Genomic DNA, 16,923 nt, shown 5'->3' with positions numbered 1-16,923 from the left:
AATATATTAGAATATTACCCGAACGGCCAGCCACGGCACGGACTGCTGACAAAGTCGGCCAACTTCTCTTTCGTCATGCTCGGGCTTGTCCCGAGCATCTGCAGCCGGTGCAGCAGATCCTCGGCACACACAAGGCCGAGGATGACGCCGACTAAAGAACGAGGCCTGTCGATGTTGCCAGCCTTCGAGCTTGTCAGGCTGCAAGCAGCGTATTGCGGATGAGGTCCAGGACCCTGTCCGACTCGATGCCGGTGCAGACGATCTGGCTCGGCAAGCCGTCCCAGGCGTCATCAGGCGGAAAACGCCGTGCATCTGGCCTGACGATCGTCTGGCCATCGGCGATGCCGCCGCAGACGACACGCACCGCACCCGATATTGACGAGAACAGCTCCGGCACCACGGCATAGACGCAGGCGCAGCTGTCATGCACCATCATGCCGTCTTCGACCGCATGGCTGTAGAAATCGATGTAGGACTGCGAGAGTGCGTCGAGCTGCTTGACCGCCTTGTCGCCCCTAGCCGCCATCTCGCCGAGATAGCTGCGGCTCATCGTGGTGATTGCGGTGACGTCGAGGCCGATGACGGCGACTTTCCAGGGCGCGGTCATGACGATGTCGGCAGCCTCGGGATCACCGTGGATATTGGCCTCGGCGACCGGCGAGACATTGCCCGGCACATAGAAGTTGCCGCCCATGATGACAACGTCCTTGACCAGAGTCGCAATCTCGGGGTCTTCCCTCAGTGCCAGCGCCAGATTGGTCATTCGGCCGACGGCGACGAGGCGTACCTCGCCCGGATGGGCGCGCACCGTGTCGATGATGAAGCGATACGCCGGCCGCGGATCGAGCGGCAGGTCGACCGTCTCCGGCACGTCGATATCGCCGAGACCGTTATCGCCATGCACCATGGCCGGCCATGGCCGCTCCGCGCGCGCGGAATCGATGGTGACGCTGGCGCCTTTGGAAACGGGTGCCGGAATATTCCACTCGCTCTTGAGGAAGAGCGCATTGCGCGTCGTCGTCTCGACCGAGGCGTTGCCGAAGACCGTGGTGATGCCGAGAAGGTCGATTTCGGGATGACGGTGCAGGAAGAGAAGCGCCATGGCGTCGTCGACGCCAGGGTCGGTGTCATAAATGACCTTGTGCATGAGATATCCTCTAGATGTGAACCGTGAGGCTGCCGGACGGCGCCGCGAATTGGCGCCAACATAACGCCGATCAGGCTTTCTGCAACCCGCTGCGGGCCACTGCCGCCGTCGCATGTGCAGATTTGATCTTGGCGACAGCAAGCTCGGCATCCGGCCCCGCCGCAGCCAGCGCCGCACCCTCGGCGACACCATGGCAGCCGACGCGGGCAAAGACGATCGCGGAGGGATTCGCGAGCCGCGGCGTCTCCTCTTCCAGCCGCCCGGCGGCAAAGAATACCGCCGGCACAGAGAAATGGGCGGCGACTGAAAGCACCGCGGGCTCGTTCGTGCGGCTATCGATCGAGGCGACGGCCGCAAGGGCCTCCCAGCTGACCCCGGCCTCGCGAAGCGCCTGTTCGGCTAGCGCCAACACCTCCTGTGCCGGCGTGCCGCGCTCGCAGCCGAGCCCGAGGACGAGGCGCCGGACGGCGTCGAATTTCACTTCACCCATGATGAACGCCCCACCACCAAGGTTTTCGCGCACTATCGACATCAACAAGTCCCGGATGTTTAGAACTCCACACCCGGCTGCCCTTTGATGCCGGAGCGAAAGGGGTGTTTGACGAGCTCCATCTCGGTCACCAGATCGGCGATTTCGATCAATTCTTCCTTGGCGTTGCGCCCCGTCAGCACGACATGCGTCATATGGGGCTTCTCGCTCTTCAGAAAGGCGACGACTTCGTTGGTGTCGAGATAGTCGTAGCGAAGCGCGATATTGATCTCGTCGAGCAGCACCATGGAATTGCGCTCGTCGCGGATCAGCTCCTTGGCCTTTTCCCAGGCGGCGGAGGCTGCGGCGACATCGCGGGCGCGATCCTGCGTTTCCCAGGTAAAACCCTCGCCCATCGTGTGGAACTGGCAGAGATCGGAGAAATGCTTCTCGATCAGGTCGCGCTCGCCGGTCCACATCGCGCCCTTGATGAACTGCACGACGGCAGACGGCTTGCCATGGGCGATGTGGCGGAAGATCATCCCAAAGGCAGACGAGGACTTGCCCTTGCCCTTGCCCGTATGGACGATGATCAGCCCCTTGCCATCCGTCTTGGTGGCCATGATTTTGTCGCGCGCGGCCTTCTTCTTCGCCATTTTCTCGGCGTGGCGTGCATCATCCTTGCCGGTTTCGTTTTCCGGGATCTCGTCACTCATAGCTCACCTCATTCTGTTGTTTGCAGCCAGGTGGAACCGGGCCGAATTGCTGCGCGGCGTCCAGAGGCTGCGTTCGATCGCCTCGCACAGCCGCTCTCTCATTTCGTCGAATGCCGCAGGGTTCTTCTCGATCATGAAGTCGCGCACGCCGGCATCGGCGACAAAGGCTTGGTAGACGGCCTCGAAATGATGTTCGCCGACTGCGCCCGTCGTCGCCGAAAAGGCGAAGAGATAATCGACCGTAGCGGCGATCTCGGCAGCGCCCTTGTAGCCGTGACGCATGACGCCCGCGATCCATTTCGGATTGACGACGCGCCCGCGCACGACCCGGCCGATCTCCTCCTCCAGCGAGCGGATCACCGGCTTTTCCGGTCTGGAATGGTCGTTGTGATAGATCGAAGGGCGCGCGCCGGCGAGCTGTTCGGCCGCCGCCGCCATGCCGCCCTCGAACTGGTAATAATCATCGCTGTCGAGCAGGTCATGCTCGCGATTGTCCTGGTTCTGGATCACAGCCTGCACCGAGCGCAGCCGCTCCTCGAACAGGCCGCGTTCGGCCTTGCCCTCCTCGCCGGCACCATAGGCATAGCTGCCCCAGACGAGATAGGCCTCGGCGAGATCGGCGCGCCGCTCCCAGCCCTTTTCGTCGATCAGCGCCTGCAGGCCGGCGCCATAGGCGCCGGGCTTCGAGCCGAAGACGCGGTAGGCCGCCCGGCGCTTTGCCGAGACTTCATCAAGACCGGCAGCCGCAAGCCTTGCCGCCTCGCCGCGCATGCGCTCGGCAATGGGATTGTCGGCAGCATCCTCCTCCAGCGCGCCCACGGCGCGGATCGCCTTGTCGAACAGCGCGATCTGCTCGGGAAAGGCATCGCGGAAGAAGCCGGAGATCCTGAGCGTTACGTCAACGCGCGGCCGGCCGAGCATCGCCGGCGGAATGATCTCGTAGCCGGTGACACGGCGCGAGCTCATGTCCCAGAGCGGCTTGACGCCGATCAGCGCCAGGGCCTGGGCGATATCGTCGCCGCCGGTGCGCATGTTTGACGTGCCCCAGGCCGTCAACCCGAAGGAGACAGGCCATTCGCCGTGATCCTGCACATAACGGCGCACCAGCAGCTCCGCGGATTTCTTGCCGAGCTCGTAGGCCGCCGGCGTCGGCACGGCGCGGCTGTCGACCGAATAGAAATTGCGGCCCGTTGGCAAGACATCCGGCCGCCCGCGCGTCGGCGCACCCGAGGGTCCGGGTGCGACGAAGCGGCCGTCGAGCCCTTTGAGCAATCCTTCGATCTCGGCCGAGCCGCAGGCGAGGATGGAGGGCTTGAGGCGGATCTCGATCTCGGAGAGCACCAATCTGCTTTGGGACCAGAGGGTCGGGCACTCCATTTCACCGGAAACGAACTTTGCCGCCAGCAGTTCGATGCGCTCGACGGTATCTCCGTTGGTTCGCCATGGGGCATCGAGGATATCGGCGAGAATCTCAGGTCGCGGTCCGGTCCAAACGGCGGCCATGTCGGTGTCGAGAGGGTCGAAAGAAGCCCCCTCCCCAACCCCTCCCCACAGGTGGGAGGGGCTTGCAGGATGCGCCGTCTCAACATCAGCTTTGGCAACTGAGTCTGCCGCAAGCGCGGAGGTAAGTCCCTCCCCCTTGTGGGGAGGGGTTGGGGAGGGGTTTTTTACCTGGCGAAGGGGTGAGGCGTTTCCGAACGCATCCACCGCAATCGCCCGCTGCAAACTCGCATCCCCACCCTCACCCAGCCCGCGCGCCACCCGCGCCAAAGCCACGGTGAGGTCCGTCAGCAGCCGCCCCTCTGGCGACACACCGAACACATGCAGTCCATCGCGGATCTGCATTTCCTTGAGGTCGCAGAGATAGGCGTCGAGCTTCTTCAGCGCCTCGCCCTCGCTTTCGTCCTTGGCGATGCCGGCATCACGGTCGAGGCCGATATCGGTGACGAGATCGAGGATCTGACGGCTGAGCAGACGGATGCGGCGGGGATCGCCGCCGGAGGCCTCGTAATATTCGTCAACCAGCGCCTCCAGATCCTTCAGCGGCCCGTAACTCTCGGCCCGCGTCAAAGGCGGCGTCAGGTGGTCGATGATGACGGCAGCACTGCGGCGCTTGGCCTGCGTGCCCTCGCCTGGATCGTTGACGATGAAGGGATAGAGGTGCGGCAGCGGACCGAGGATCGCCTCGGGATAACAGCTTTCAGACAGCGCCAGCGCCTTACCCGGCAGCCATTCGAGATTGCCGTGTTTGCCCATATGGATGACGGCATGGGCACCGAACTCGCGGCGCAGGAAAGCATAGAAGGCGAGATAGCCGTGCGGCGGCACGAGATCCGGCGAATGATAACTTTCCTTCGGATCGATATTATAGCCACGCGCCGGCTGGATGCCGACGAGTAAGTCGCCGAAACGGGCGAAAGGCAGGGCGAAGACGCCCTCGCGAAAATACGGATCGTCTTGCGGGCTGCCCCAGCGGGCTCTCACCTCATCCTGAATCTTATTGGGAAGAGATTCCAGGAAGCCGTTGTAGCGACTCAGAGAAAGCGTCTCGCGGATGATCTTTCCGTCGGAACCGGAATTGGTCGGCCCTTCCATCAGGTGGCGGATCAGCGCGTCCCCGTCGGCCGGAATCTCGGCGACCGGATAACCCGCCGCCCGCATGGCGCGAAGCACCTCTATGGTGCCGGCCGGCGTATCCAAGCCGACGCCGTTGCCAAGTCGACCGTCGCGGTTCGGATAATTCGCCATGACGAGCGCGATGCGCCGGTCGCCGGCGGAAGTCTTCCGCAGCCGTGCCCAATTGGCGGCAAGCTCCGCCGTATAATGCACCCGGCCGGCCTCGGCCTGGCTGGCGACGATATTGGTCTCGACGGCAGCATCGTAGCGCGCCGCCGTCTTGAAAGAGATCGCCCGCGCCAGCACCCGGCCGTCGACCTCGGGAAGCGCCACGTTCATGCCGAGATCGCGCGCCGACAGGCCTTGTGAGGAAGAGAGCCATGCCTCCCTCGACGAGGCCGACAGGATCGCCTGAAGCACGATCGCTTCATTCGCCTCCAGCACCGTCGCCTGCCGGTCCGCACCCGGTGCGGAGACCGCAAAGCCCGTCGTGTTGATGACGACATCGGGTTTCAGCGTCGAAAACACGCTTTCGAGAATGCCTGTGGAGATGGGATCCTTGAGGCTGTAGGCAAAGATCGGCAGCGGACGGAGGCCGAGTGCGGCCAGTGCCTCGACGAGCGCTTCGATCGGCCCGGTCTCGCCGCTTTGGACGAGGGCGCGGTAGAAGCTGATGGCGACGATGGGAGGTGCCTGTTGCGTCGAGTTCGTAGTACCCCCCTCTGTCCTGCCGGACATCTCCCCCACAAGGGGGGAGATCAGGGATGAGAGGTCTCGCTCCATCTCTTCGGACGAAAGTGCGGCAGCCTCCAACGTTTCTTTTTTGGGAAGCCTTAGCGACTTGCCAATCTCCCCCCTTGTGGGGGAGATGTCCGGCAGGACAGAGGGGGGTATCTCGAGCTCGGCGGATAAGGCGGGCACCACGCGCGAAGACACCTCCGCAACAACCCGCCGCCACTCCTCAACCCCGATCAACCCGCGCCCCGGCCACCAGATGCCCGCCTTCATCAAAGGCACGGCCGGAGCCGGCTTCTCCACGCCAGACAGCATCGCCTCGGCATAGTCGAGAAACGCCCGCGCGTTGGCATCGCCACCCTCGATCAGATAGGCCCAGAGCGCGTTGAGATCGTCGAGGTGAATGTTGGAGAAAGGCACCAGCCCCGCATCCGGCCTGGCGTCACCCGGCAGCACCGCGATCAGCGCACCGGCGCGCGCTGCTGCCGCATGCAGCGCCTCCAGCGCATAATGAAAGTAGCTGGCACCGCCGAGCGCACGCACGATGATCAGCTTGGCATGCCGCGCCGTGCGCTCGACATAGGTGTCGACCGACATCGGGTGCTTGAGGCTCATCAGGCTGGCGAGCCGGAGCGAAGGCCCCGCCCCGCGCTCGCGATGGGCGGTTGCGATGGCGGCAAGCTCGCTGTCGGCCGCCGACAGGAACAGGATGTCGCCCGGCGTCTGCCCAAGGTCGATTGCCTCCTCGCCGTCGCTGATCGTTCCCTGTTGAGCCAGAAGCAGATGCATCGCGTTAGGCCAGCGCTTCGATCGCCGCTCTCACCGCGTCCTGATCCATTTCGTGCAGGCCGATGACGACGAGGCGCGTGGCGCGCCTTTCGCCAGACGTCCAGGCGCGGTCGAAATAATGGTCGATCCGGCTGCCGACGGCCTGGAGCTGCAGGCGCATCGGCTTGCCCGAGACATCGACGAAACCCTTGAGGCGCAGCACGTCATGGGCGGCAATGATGCCTTTCAGCGCTTCGATGAAGCCGGCCGGATCGGCAATGGGTCCGAGCTCAACGACGAAGCTGTCGAATTCGTCATGGTCGTGCGGCGCACCATCCTCATGCTCCAGCTCGTGATGCGACTTGCGATTGGCAACATCGTCCTCGGTGCCGATGCCAAGGCCGAGCAGGATGCCGGCCGACACCTCGCCGTTCCGCGCCTCAATCATCACAGGCTTGCGCACAGTGCGGGAGGCGACCTCGTCGCGTACCCTGACAAGGCCGGCGGCATCGATCAGGTCGGTCTTGTTGAGCACGATGAGATCGGCGCAGGTCAGCTGATCCTCGAACAGCTCCTCGATCGGGCTTTCATGATCGAGCGATTCATCCTCGGCGCGGCGCGCATCGACGGCATCATGGTCGTCAGCGAAACGGCCGGCGGCAACGGCAGCGCTGTCGACCACCGTGATGACGCCGTCGACGGTCACCTGGGTGCGAATGTCGGGCCAGTTGAAGGCGGCGACCAGCGGCTGCGGCAAAGCAAGACCAGAAGTCTCGATGACGATATGGTCGGGCCGCTGTTCGCGTTCGAGCAGCTTCGTCATCGTCGGAATGAAGTCGTCCGCAACGGTGCAGCAGATGCAGCCATTGGTCAGCTCGATAATGTCCTCCTCGGTGCAATTCTCCGCACCGCAGCCCTTCAGCACGTCGCCGTCGACGCCGAGATCGCCGAATTCGTTGATGATCAGCGCGATCTTCTTGCCGCCGGCATTGGTGAGCAGGTTGCGGATCATCGTCGTCTTGCCGGCGCCAAGAAAGCCGGTGATGACGGTTGCGGGAATTTTTTGCTGGTTCATGGACTTAACCCTTCATTTTCAGCGGCAGGCCTGCCGCGATGAAATAAACTTCGGCGGCCTTCGCCGCGATCGATTGGTGCAAACGGCCGGCATGATCGCGAAAATCCCGCGCCATGCGATTGTCGGGCACGATGCCGAGACCGACCTCGTTGGAAACGAAAACGAGCCGCGCTTTCGCGGCGGGAAGGAAATCGGCAAGGGCGGCAAATTCCGTCGCCATGTTCCGCTCCTCCATCATCAGATTGGTGACCCAGAGCGTCAGGCAATCGATCAACACGATGCGCACTTCGCCGTCGATGGCGGCGAGCTTGCCGACCAGATCGAGCGGCTCTTCATGCGTTGTCCAGGACGGACCCCGGTCGGCCTTGTGTTGGGCGATGCGCGCCTGCATCTCCTCGTCCCAAGCGCGGCCGGTCGCGAGATAGTGGCGATCGAGGCCGGTTGCCGTGACGAGGTCTTCGGCGAAACGGGATTTGCCCGAGCGTGCGCCGCCGAGGATGAAGACGGTGTTGGATGGGGCGTCCGTCATGCGCAAGCGGCCTCCAGAAGAAACGCGGCGTCGCCCCACTCTCTTCCCTCATTCCTGTGCTTGTCACAGGAATCCAGCCGCGGCGCGTCCGCGCCGTGAATGACTCTATGCCCCCGTGAAATGATTCTTCTGTGCCCAAGGACTTGGGCACGCTGGATTCCTGTGACAAGCACAGGAATGAGGGAGGAGAGGAAAGTGCGTCCCAAACACACCGGGCCAAGAGGTGCCGAAAAGGCACCTCCCCGTCGCGCCGCACCAGGCCACGCCGAATTCAATCGTTCAGCCAAGACAACCTCCGTGCTGGCAACGGGCATAGTGCCCAGGGTTAGGCTTCTCGCCCGGCACGCATGGCAGGTCTCCTGGCTCGCGGTTATCGGCCGCGATCGGGGCAGACCGGAAACCGGTCGCCCTGATCGTGCCAGCGGATCATCCTCGCCTTCCCGGCCGCATCAGTGAAAAGGTGGACGATTCGTAGACTTGAGAGGCGTCCGACCCCGGTTGATCACCATGCATATCCAGTGGCTTTTCCGGCACACCACCTGTCCCGCCCGCTTGCATTATTGCAAGCTGTCAGCCGGAAGGGCTTAGTGCCGGATGGAAGACCCTGACCGCTCTACAGTCGCGGGGTCGGCTGTGATGAAGGCGCCCGGCTTGGGTCCGCCCCGTCACATTCCCTTTTCATCCGGAAGGGCGTAACACCGATCCGGAACCATCCGTTATGTCAGGATGGTCAGTCGACCATCCGTTATCGGGATGGTTAGGCAAGCGCAGGGGTGAAGTCAACCGGGCTCGGCGGTCGACCAGTTGACGGCCACCCGGTATGGCCTGCTCCAACACGACTTACTCTACCTAAAACATCGTCATTTATCAGAGACTTACGTCACAAATATTTATCCCGCCCGCCGGGTTTTCGCCGCAATTGCGTCGCAAGCGGACTGCGCCTTCGCCCTTGACCGGGCCTCTCCCTGCCTAGTTGTCTTGCCATGCTTATGAAATTGGATCGGCGCCGTTTCCGCGCGCTGCGCGTTTTCTTCGATCCGGGACGCCTGCGGGCTCTGACCCGGCGCAGCGAGGTCGGCCTGTCGCTGGCGGGCGCCGTCGTCGGCATCATCTCGGGTCTCGCCGTCACCGGCATGAGCTACGTCTCCAACGAGCTGCATCAGTTGGTCTTCGGCATCGCCGACAGCGAAAGATTGAGCTCCTCCGAGATCGAGAACAAGCTGCTGCTGCTCACCGCCCCCGTCATCGGCGGCGCCCTGCTCGGCCTGCTGCTTTTCGTGCTGGCGAAACGGCGCAAGAAGCCGATGGTCGACCCGATCGAGGCCAATGCGCTGCATGGCGGCCGCCTGTCCCTGACCGACAGCATCATCGTTGCCGTGCAGAACCTGATCTCCAACGGTTTCGGCGCCTCCGTCGGCCTGGAGGCCGGCTATACCCAGCTTGCCGCCGGCCTCGCTTCGAAATTCGGTCTGAAGCTGCAGCTTCGCCGCTCGGACCTGCGCACCCTCGTTGGCTGCGGCGCGGCGGGCGCCATCGCCGCCGCCTTCAACGCGCCGCTGACCGGCGCCTTCTATGCTTTCGAGCTGATCATCGGCACCTATACGATCGTCTCGCTGACGCCGGTCGTTGTCTCAGCCCTTGTCTCCACCCTGATCGCAAGACTGCTCGCCGGCAGCGATTTCACCATCGATATCGGCAGCTTCGGCTCGGTCGTGCCGGCCGATTATATCCCGGCGCTGCTGCTCGGCACTTTCTGCGCTGGTGTCGGCATCCTGATCATGCAGGGCGTCGCCTTTGTCGAGGAGCTGGCGCGCAAGAGCTCGATCGCCCCACCCTTCCGCCCGGCACTCGGCGGCATCATCGTCGGGCTGCTGGCGATGATCTCGCCGCAGGTGCTCTCGGCCGGCCACGGCGCGCTGCATCTCAACCTTTCCCGTGACGTGGCAATCCCGACGCTGATCGGCCTCTTCCTCTTGAAATCCTTCGCCTCGGCGATCTCGATCGGCTCCGGCTTCAGGGGCGGGCTGTTCTTCGCTTCGCTGTTCATGGGCGCCCTGCTCGGCAAACTCTTTGCCTATTGCGGCCCTTATTTCGCCGATGCGACGCTGACGCCCGTCATCTATGCCGTGGTCGGCATGAGTTCGCTTGCCGTCGCCGTCATCGGCGGGCCGCTGACCATGACGTTCCTGGCGCTCGAAATCACCGGCGATTTTCCGATCACGGCGCTGGTACTCGCTGCCGTCATCACCTCCTCGCTCGTCGTGCGTTCGACCTTCGGCTACTCCTTCGCCACATGGCGCTTCCACCTGCGCGGAGAAAGCATCCGCAGCGCCCACGACGTCGGCTGGATACGCAATCTGACGGTCGACAAGCTGATGCGCGCCGACGTCAAAACGGCAAGGGCGGGCATCTCGCTGGAGGAATTCAAGCAGGCCTTCCCGATCGGTTCGACCCAACGCGTCATCCTCGTCGAGGAGAGCGACAAATATACGGGCCTCGTGCTGGTGCCGGAGATCTACGCCAACCCGACCGACGCCCAGGACGAGGGCAAGACGCTTGCCGATTTCATCCACTACCGCAACGATTTCCTGCAGCCGCAGATGAATGCCAGGCAGGCGGCTGCGATCTTCGACAAGAGCGAAAGCGAAGCGCTCGCCGTCGTCAACAACCTGATCGAACGCAAGGTGATCGGCCAGCTCAGCGAAAGCTATACGCTGCGCCGCTACAGCGAAGAACTCGACCGCCGCCGCCGTGAAGTGTCAGGCGAGATCTGAGCGTCGCCGCGCCGACCGGATCGACGCTTCAGGATACGGCGTCGGCGAGCTTGAACACGTCGGCCCGCTTCGAAACGCCACGCAATTCAAACGAACCCATATACTCGCAGGCCACGGCGCAGGTGGTCGCGAAGCTCTCCGACATCAGCAGGTCTTGCTCAAGCGTGCCGCAGAGCTTTTCGAGCCGCGAGGCCTCGTTGACGGCGCTGCCGATGACGGTGAAATCAAGCCTGCCGCGCGCGCCGATATTTCCGTAGAACACCTCGCCGAGATGCAGCACGACATCGACGCCGATGTCAGGACCTCCATCATTCCTCCGCTGACCATTCAGCACCTTGTTGGCTTCTAGAATATTCCTTGCGGAAGCCAGTGCGGCCATGCAGGCCTTTTGCGGGTCTTCAGCATCGGTCGGAAAGATCGCCAGCACGCTATCGCCCATGAACTTGAGGATCTCGCCCGAATTTTCCTCGACATGCCAGCCGATCAGCTCGAAATGTTCATTCAGAAACCCGGCGATTTCGCCCGGCTGATAAACCTCGGTCAGCGCCGTGAAGTTTCTCAGGTCCGCAAGCAGGATTGCAGCATTGATCGCCCCTCCCTTTCCCCTTTGAATATCGCCTGCAAGGATGCGTGCACTTGTCTTGGCGCCTGTATAGACGGCAAGGATATCCGATGCGGTTTTCGATGCCGCAATGCGATAGCAAGCCAGCCCCAGCGCCGGGAAGAGCTTCGCGACGATCGCCAATTGGTCGTCAGAAAATCCGCCCGGCCTGTCGCTTGTGAGAGACAGACTGACCCCGCGCAGCGCAGCCTCCTTCGGGAACTCCAGCAGGCTGACCAGGTGATCCGTGCCGCCGCCATGCGCGAATTCCGCAAGCTGCGGGTAGTCATCGACACCCTCACCCTTGGCGATGTTCCATCGACCTGACGTTTCGCCGCGGCCCAAAAGAAAATAGATCGGGGTCTTCTCGAAATTCAGCACTGCCGCACTGCCATACTCGGCATTCTCGATCGTGGTCGCACCGCCACGCACGAAGTTGGCCGAGACGCCGCCATACATGGGATGAATCGACGGCATCGCAATACTTCCCCGCCAGATCGGAAAGCCATCCGCGATCAGCCGATCGCACAATCCGGCTATCAGCTCGCCAATATGCTCAGCTGTGATTCCTTGTTCTATAAGCCACTGAATATGATTGTTAATTTCCGAACCTCCAAATGACCGACGCAGTTTATGGTCGGAAATCGGGCAAATGGACGGCGATGACCAACCGGGGCGTTGCCAGATCAACCAATAGTCGAGTCAGGCAGATATTTCTAGCCATGGATTCCGGCAGCGACGACCACAAGGCAGGCTGAGAGCAAGTGATACCTGCCGTTACCGTCATTCGGCTCCGACGAGAAGCAGTGAAGAGTGCCGCAAAAATGAAAGACGGTGCCGCAGCGCTTGCGGATATCTCACATCCTGACTGTCATGCCGCCGTCCACGGTCAGCACGTGACCGTTGACGAAGGAAGCGGCGTCGCTTGCAAGAAACAGCGCCGCGCCGGCGATCTCGTCCGGCCGTCCCCAGCGCTGAACCGGGATGCGCTGGCGCACGAAGGGCATCAATTCCTCGTTTGCAGCCATCGCCGCGTTCGTCTCAGTGGCAAACCAGCCGGGCGAAATCGCATTGCTGGTGATGCCGTGCGGGCCGAATTCGACCGCCATGCCGCGCATCAGTCCCGTCAGTCCCTGCTTGGCCGCCGGATAGACGCAGTCCCCGGGCATGACGACATGGCCGCTGATCGAGGTCACCGCGATCAGGCGGCCGTGATTGCGTCGCTTCATCAGCACGGCAGCGTCGCGCGACAGCGTCATCGCCGCCGCCAGGTCGGTGCGCAGCAGCTCAATGATGGCATCATCATCGAATTCGGCCAGAGGCCGCCTGTCGCGGGCGCCGACATTGTTGATCAAAATATCGAGACGACCATGGACCTTGTCGATATTCGCCATCGCAGCACGCTGTGCCTCGCGGTCAGCGATATCGAATGCGGCGGGCCTCCGCCGTGCCGCCCGCGGCACGGATCGTCCTGACGGCATCTTCCAGCGTCGCCGCCGTGCGTCCGTTGACGATGACATGCGCGCCGGCCTCGGCAAGGGCGCACTCCATCTCGAATCCCAGACCACGGCCGCCGCCGGTCACGAGCGCCACCTGACCTGCCAGTGAAAATCTATCCAATATGCTCATAGTTTTCGTCGCTCTCAACCGGGTCCGTCGCGACAATTAATGGACTCAGTCAACTAATTTGGCAATAGCCGAACGACGGCATCGATGATCGTGCGAGGTGCGGCTTAGCCGAACAAGCCGGCCAGCCAGCGTGGATCGAGATGACGTTCCAATTCCTCGGCGATCTCGTCGAGCGCCTGCTCGACGCTCTCGCGGTAATTCCGCTGCTCGCCTGATAGGCCGAAGCTCTGAAGCAGCCGGGCGCGGTAGGCGTCACTCCCGAACAGCCCGTGCAGATAGGTGCCCATGATCCGGCCGTTGGCCGACAACGCCCCGCCGGGCGCGCCGTCGATGATTGCCGAAGGCCGACTGCAATCCGGGCCGCGGGTCACGCCGAGATGGATCTGGTAGCCGGCAAGCGGCGCGTCATATTCGGTCGAGCGAGCCCGGCTGTTGCGCACGGTCTTCTCCGGCGCCATCTCGGTCTCGATGTCGAGCAGCCCAAGCCCCGGCGTCTCGAGCGTCCCGCCTTCGATGCCGAGCGGATCGTGCACCATGCGGCCGAGCATTTGGTAGCCGCCGCAGATGCCGATCACCCGGCCGCCGCGCCTGACATGCGCCTGGAGATCGCGGTCCCAGCCCTCAGCCCTGAAGTCGGCGAGATCCGATATCGTCGATTTCGAGCCGGGAAGCACGACGAGGCTCGCATCGGCAGGTATCCGCTCGCCTGATCGCACGAAGACCAGCTCGACATCCGGCTCGCTCCGCAGCGGATCGAGATCGTCGAAATTGGCGATGCGTGGCAGCACCGGCACGGCGATCTTCAGCGCGCCTGCCCCGCCCCTCGCCAGCCGCTCGAGCACGGCCGAATCTTCGGCCGGCAGGCGCGCGGCACCCCTCAGCCACGGCACGACGCCGAAACACGGCCAGCCGGTAAAACCTTCGATGGCACGGATGCCGTCGTCAAACAGCGAGACGTCGCCGCGGAACTTGTTGATGATATAGCCCGCAATCATCGCCCGGTCGCCATCCTCGAGGATCGCATGCGTGCCGACCAGCGAGGCGATGACGCCGCCGCGGTCGATATCGCCGACGAGCACGACGGGCACGCCGGCCCGCGTCGCAAAGCCCATATTGGCGATATCGCCGGCCCGGAGATTGATCTCGGCTGGCGATCCCGCACCTTCGACGATAACGAGATCGGCACCCGCAGCCACTTTTTCGAAACTTTCGAGCACGGCGCCGAGCAGCGCAGGCTTCAGCCGCTGGTAGTCGCGCCCCTTCGCCTGTCCGAACACCCTGCCCTGCACGATGATCTGGCTGCCGTTTTCCGATTGCGGCTTGAGCAGCACCGGGTTCATGTGCACCGAGGATGGCGTACGCGCAGCCAGCGACTGCAGCCACTGCGCCCGGCCGATCTCGCCGCCATCATCGGCGACCGCCGCATTGTTCGACATATTCTGCGGCTTGAACGGCCGGACCGTCAGCCCGCGATTGGCCGCCAGCCGGCAGAGCCCTGCGACCAGAACCGTCTTGCCGACATCGGAGCCGGTTCCCTGCAGCATGATCGCTCTTGCCATGGTGGCCCGCATTCGCCTCTCGTTCAGGCGAGGCCTACAATGGGCGGCAATCCCAGGTCAAGACTTGGCCCGGGGCAAGACCTGGCCCCAGTCCCGTTCCCACACAAACGCGAAAACCGCGCATGGCCTTGGCTCTGCGCGGTTTGCCGAAAACTCAGGCGTCTTCGCCCTTACACGGCGAAGCTCGCTTTCTCCGGTACGCACTACCTGAACCGGAGAAGCGGCGGTCATTGCTGCCACGACCCAACTGATAACGGCACATTCTTACCGGAGAGTTATTGAAGGCTTACGCAAATGTTAATTTTGATCTTTTTTGACATTCTGGCCAAAATTTCTGCCGAAGATCCGCAGCCGGTCGCCAAGAGCGTGCTTTTCGCCCGAGGGTGCCAATTTCGGAATGCTGACATAAATTCTTCGAATTCAATAATTTAGTCACGCAACCATGAGCAGAAGATGGTTGATTTCTGCGAGCGAACGCGTAGGCTCCGTCATAACGCGCCATTGTTGAACATGGCTTGCCCATGAACCGGAAAGCCTGTTGCGGTATCGCCCCGGCAGGCATTTTCCATTCGGGTGCCGGAGAGATTTGTCGGTGAATTTCAGAGCCTGCTGCACGTCCGCCTAAGAAGAATTCGGGGAATGACGATGAAGACGTTTCTGATTCCGGCCGTCTTTGCCGCGGCTCTTTCTACCGTCGCGCCGGCCGAAGCCGCCGAATGCGGCAGCGTTTCGATCGCCGAAATGAAATGGGCCTCAGCAGGCATTGCGGCGAGTTTCGACAAGATCATCCTGGAAAAAGGCTACGGCTGCTCGGTCACCATCGTCGATGGCGACACCCTGCCGACCTTCGCCTCGATGAATGAGAAAGGCATCCCCGACATCGCCTCGGAATACTGGATCAATTCCGTCAGGTCCCTGCTCGATCAGGCTGTCAACAGCGGCCGGCTGGTACAGGGGGCCGAAATCCTGGCCGACGGCGCCGTCGAGGGTTGGTGGATTCCAAAATTTATCGCCGACGCCCACCCCGACATCCGCTCGGTCGAGGACGCGCTAAAACATCCCGAACTCTTCCCCGCCGAGGACGACCCGTCGAAAGGCGCAGTTTACAACTGCCCCGCCGACTGGAGCTGCCAGATATCGACCACCAACCTGTTCAAGGCGCTTGCCGCCGACAAGAAGGGCTTCGAACTCGTCGAGACCGGCAGTCCCGAACGGCTCGATTCGTCGATTGCCCGCGCCTTCGACAACAAGATCGGCTGGCTCGGTTATTACTGGGCGCCGACCGCCATCCTCGGCAAATACGACATGACGCGCCTGAGCTTCGGCGTCGGCCACAACAAGAATGAATGGGACCGCTGTACCGCGGTTGCCGGCTGCGCCAGGCCCGAGCTCAACTCCTACCCGGTCTCGCGCGCCTTCACACTGATGACCAGGTCCTTCGCCAGCCGTGCCGGACCTGTCACGGCCTATCTCAAGACCCGCAAATGGGACAATGCGACGATCAACCAGGTGCTCGCCTGGCAGGACGAAAACCGCGAAAGCAACGAGGATGCCGCGATCTATTTCCTTCGCAATTACGAGAGTCTGTGGACGAAATGGGTGCCGGCCGATGTAGCCGAGAAGATCAAGGCGAGCTTATAACGGCCAAAACACGATCAAGCATGGACGATTCGATGATTCCCTTTCCCGACCGCGATACCGTTGCGGAAAAGCTCGCCGCGCTGTCGGAGACCGACAAGTCCTACCTGGCGCTGCTCATGGAAAACGCCGCCCAGGACGACAATCTGCTCGACGGCCTGCGCCGCCATCTCGATCTTGCCGCCGGATCGCGTTTCCTGAACTCGCTGAAGCTTGAAAATCTAGGAATGTGGCTCGGAGCCCACGCGCCGGATCGGCTGCAGATCCGGCTGATGGAAACCGCCCGCTCTGGTCAGCATCCAGCCTACCAAGCCTTCCGGACCGGCCTCAGCCGATCCGGCGGCCTCGAAAAGGCTTATCCCCCGGTCATCCGCTAGGATGATCAGAACCGGGTCATGATCCCTCGGTCAGTATCCGATCAGGCAATCCCCGGAAGGAATCTGAACCGTCATCACTTCTTCGCGGCGCGGTCGACTGAGCGGCCGGCATCCTGCGTGGCGTTCACGGTATTTGCCGTATCTTTTCCTATGCCGCGGATCGTGTTGCCGCAGGAAGAAAGGGCAAGAAGAACCATCAAGGCTGCGGCAATTTTGGCCATTGTCGTCATCTCGGATATCCTTGTTTGAAATCAACCCCGAACGGCGACAATTGCCGTCCGCGCCGATAA

General features: G+C 62.6%; 12 protein-coding genes, 1 pseudogene and 1 riboswitch. Of the genes and pseudogenes, 3 read left to right on the top strand and 10 right to left on the bottom strand.

Annotated features, from left to right (window positions below; translation table 11 throughout):
* Positions 1 to 193 precede the first annotated feature (193 nt).
* From RWJ89_RS10670 to cobU, 6 genes are all read right to left on the bottom strand, one after another.
* The gene (locus tag RWJ89_RS10670) at positions 194 to 1,147 is read right to left on the bottom strand and encodes a nucleoside hydrolase (RefSeq protein ID WP_168284931.1); all 954 of its coding nucleotides are present in this window, start codon (positions 1,145 to 1,147) and stop codon (positions 194 to 196) included.
* Between the two features lie 70 nt (positions 1,148 to 1,217).
* Positions 1,218 to 1,637, bottom strand: a complete 420-nt coding sequence (locus RWJ89_RS10665) for a cobalamin biosynthesis protein (RefSeq protein WP_316030979.1) — start codon at positions 1,635 to 1,637, stop codon at positions 1,218 to 1,220.
* 59 nt (positions 1,638 to 1,696) lie between these two features.
* The gene (gene cobO, locus RWJ89_RS10660) at positions 1,697 to 2,332 is read right to left on the bottom strand and encodes a cob(I)yrinic acid a,c-diamide adenosyltransferase (RefSeq protein WP_316030904.1); all 636 of its coding nucleotides are present in this window, start codon (positions 2,330 to 2,332) and stop codon (positions 1,697 to 1,699) included.
* Between the two features lie 3 nt (positions 2,333 to 2,335).
* Complete coding sequence (cobN, locus tag RWJ89_RS10655) at positions 2,336 to 6,472, bottom strand: cobaltochelatase subunit CobN (RefSeq protein ID WP_222061059.1); 4,137 nt, start codon at positions 6,470 to 6,472, stop codon at positions 2,336 to 2,338.
* 4 nt (positions 6,473 to 6,476) lie between these two features.
* Positions 6,477 to 7,526 (bottom strand): cobalamin biosynthesis protein CobW, encoded by a 1,050-nt coding sequence (gene cobW / locus RWJ89_RS10650; protein WP_077978434.1) that lies wholly within the window; start codon positions 7,524 to 7,526, stop codon positions 6,477 to 6,479.
* Positions 7,527 to 7,530: 4 nt separating this feature from the next.
* The gene (gene cobU / locus RWJ89_RS10645; RefSeq protein WP_077978435.1) at positions 7,531 to 8,055 is read right to left on the bottom strand and encodes a bifunctional adenosylcobinamide kinase/adenosylcobinamide-phosphate guanylyltransferase; all 525 of its coding nucleotides are present in this window, start codon (positions 8,053 to 8,055) and stop codon (positions 7,531 to 7,533) included.
* Between the two features lie 332 nt (positions 8,056 to 8,387).
* Positions 8,388 to 8,784: riboswitch (cobalamin riboswitch) on the bottom strand.
* Between the two features lie 254 nt (positions 8,785 to 9,038).
* Here cobU and RWJ89_RS10640 point away from each other — a divergent pair.
* Positions 9,039 to 10,829 carry a chloride channel protein gene (locus RWJ89_RS10640; protein ID WP_132609073.1) on the top strand — a complete coding sequence of 597 codons (1,791 nt, stop codon included), beginning with the start codon at positions 9,039 to 9,041 and terminating at the stop codon, positions 10,827 to 10,829.
* Positions 10,830 to 10,857: 28 nt separating this feature from the next.
* On the opposite strand, the gene RWJ89_RS10635 is transcribed toward RWJ89_RS10640, so the two are convergent.
* From RWJ89_RS10635 to RWJ89_RS10625, 3 genes and pseudogenes are all read right to left on the bottom strand, one after another.
* Positions 10,858 to 12,117: an adenylate/guanylate cyclase domain-containing protein gene (locus tag RWJ89_RS10635; protein WP_207919075.1), complete on the bottom strand. Its 1,260-nt coding sequence runs from the start codon at positions 12,115 to 12,117 to the stop codon at positions 10,858 to 10,860.
* Positions 12,118 to 12,287: 170 nt separating this feature from the next.
* A pseudogene (locus tag RWJ89_RS10630) lies at positions 12,288 to 13,059 on the bottom strand (SDR family oxidoreductase).
* Between the two features lie 104 nt (positions 13,060 to 13,163).
* Positions 13,164 to 14,618: a cobyric acid synthase gene (locus RWJ89_RS10625; protein WP_132609799.1), complete on the bottom strand. Its 1,455-nt coding sequence runs from the start codon at positions 14,616 to 14,618 to the stop codon at positions 13,164 to 13,166.
* 639 nt (positions 14,619 to 15,257) lie between these two features.
* On the opposite strand from RWJ89_RS10625, the gene RWJ89_RS10620 reads away from it, so the two are divergent.
* On the top strand, positions 15,258 to 16,259 hold the full coding sequence (locus tag RWJ89_RS10620) for a glycine betaine ABC transporter substrate-binding protein (RefSeq protein WP_206118613.1): 1,002 nt from the start codon (positions 15,258 to 15,260) through the stop codon (positions 16,257 to 16,259).
* 20 nt (positions 16,260 to 16,279) lie between these two features.
* On the top strand, positions 16,280 to 16,633 hold the full coding sequence (locus RWJ89_RS10615; protein WP_131663540.1) for a hypothetical protein: 354 nt from the start codon (positions 16,280 to 16,282) through the stop codon (positions 16,631 to 16,633).
* A gap of 74 nt (positions 16,634 to 16,707) precedes the next feature.
* On the opposite strand, the gene RWJ89_RS10610 is transcribed toward RWJ89_RS10615, so the two are convergent.
* Positions 16,708 to 16,863: an entericidin gene (locus tag RWJ89_RS10610; RefSeq protein WP_131663541.1), complete on the bottom strand. Its 156-nt coding sequence runs from the start codon at positions 16,861 to 16,863 to the stop codon at positions 16,708 to 16,710.
* Positions 16,864 to 16,923 lie beyond the last annotated feature (60 nt).

The sequence above is a fragment of the Rhizobium sp. 10PS4 genome (assembly GCF_032464805.1).
Taxonomy (GTDB): Bacteria; Pseudomonadota; Alphaproteobacteria; order Rhizobiales; family Rhizobiaceae; genus Rhizobium; species Rhizobium laguerreae.
This window is presented reverse-complemented; position numbering and strand designations above follow the sequence as displayed.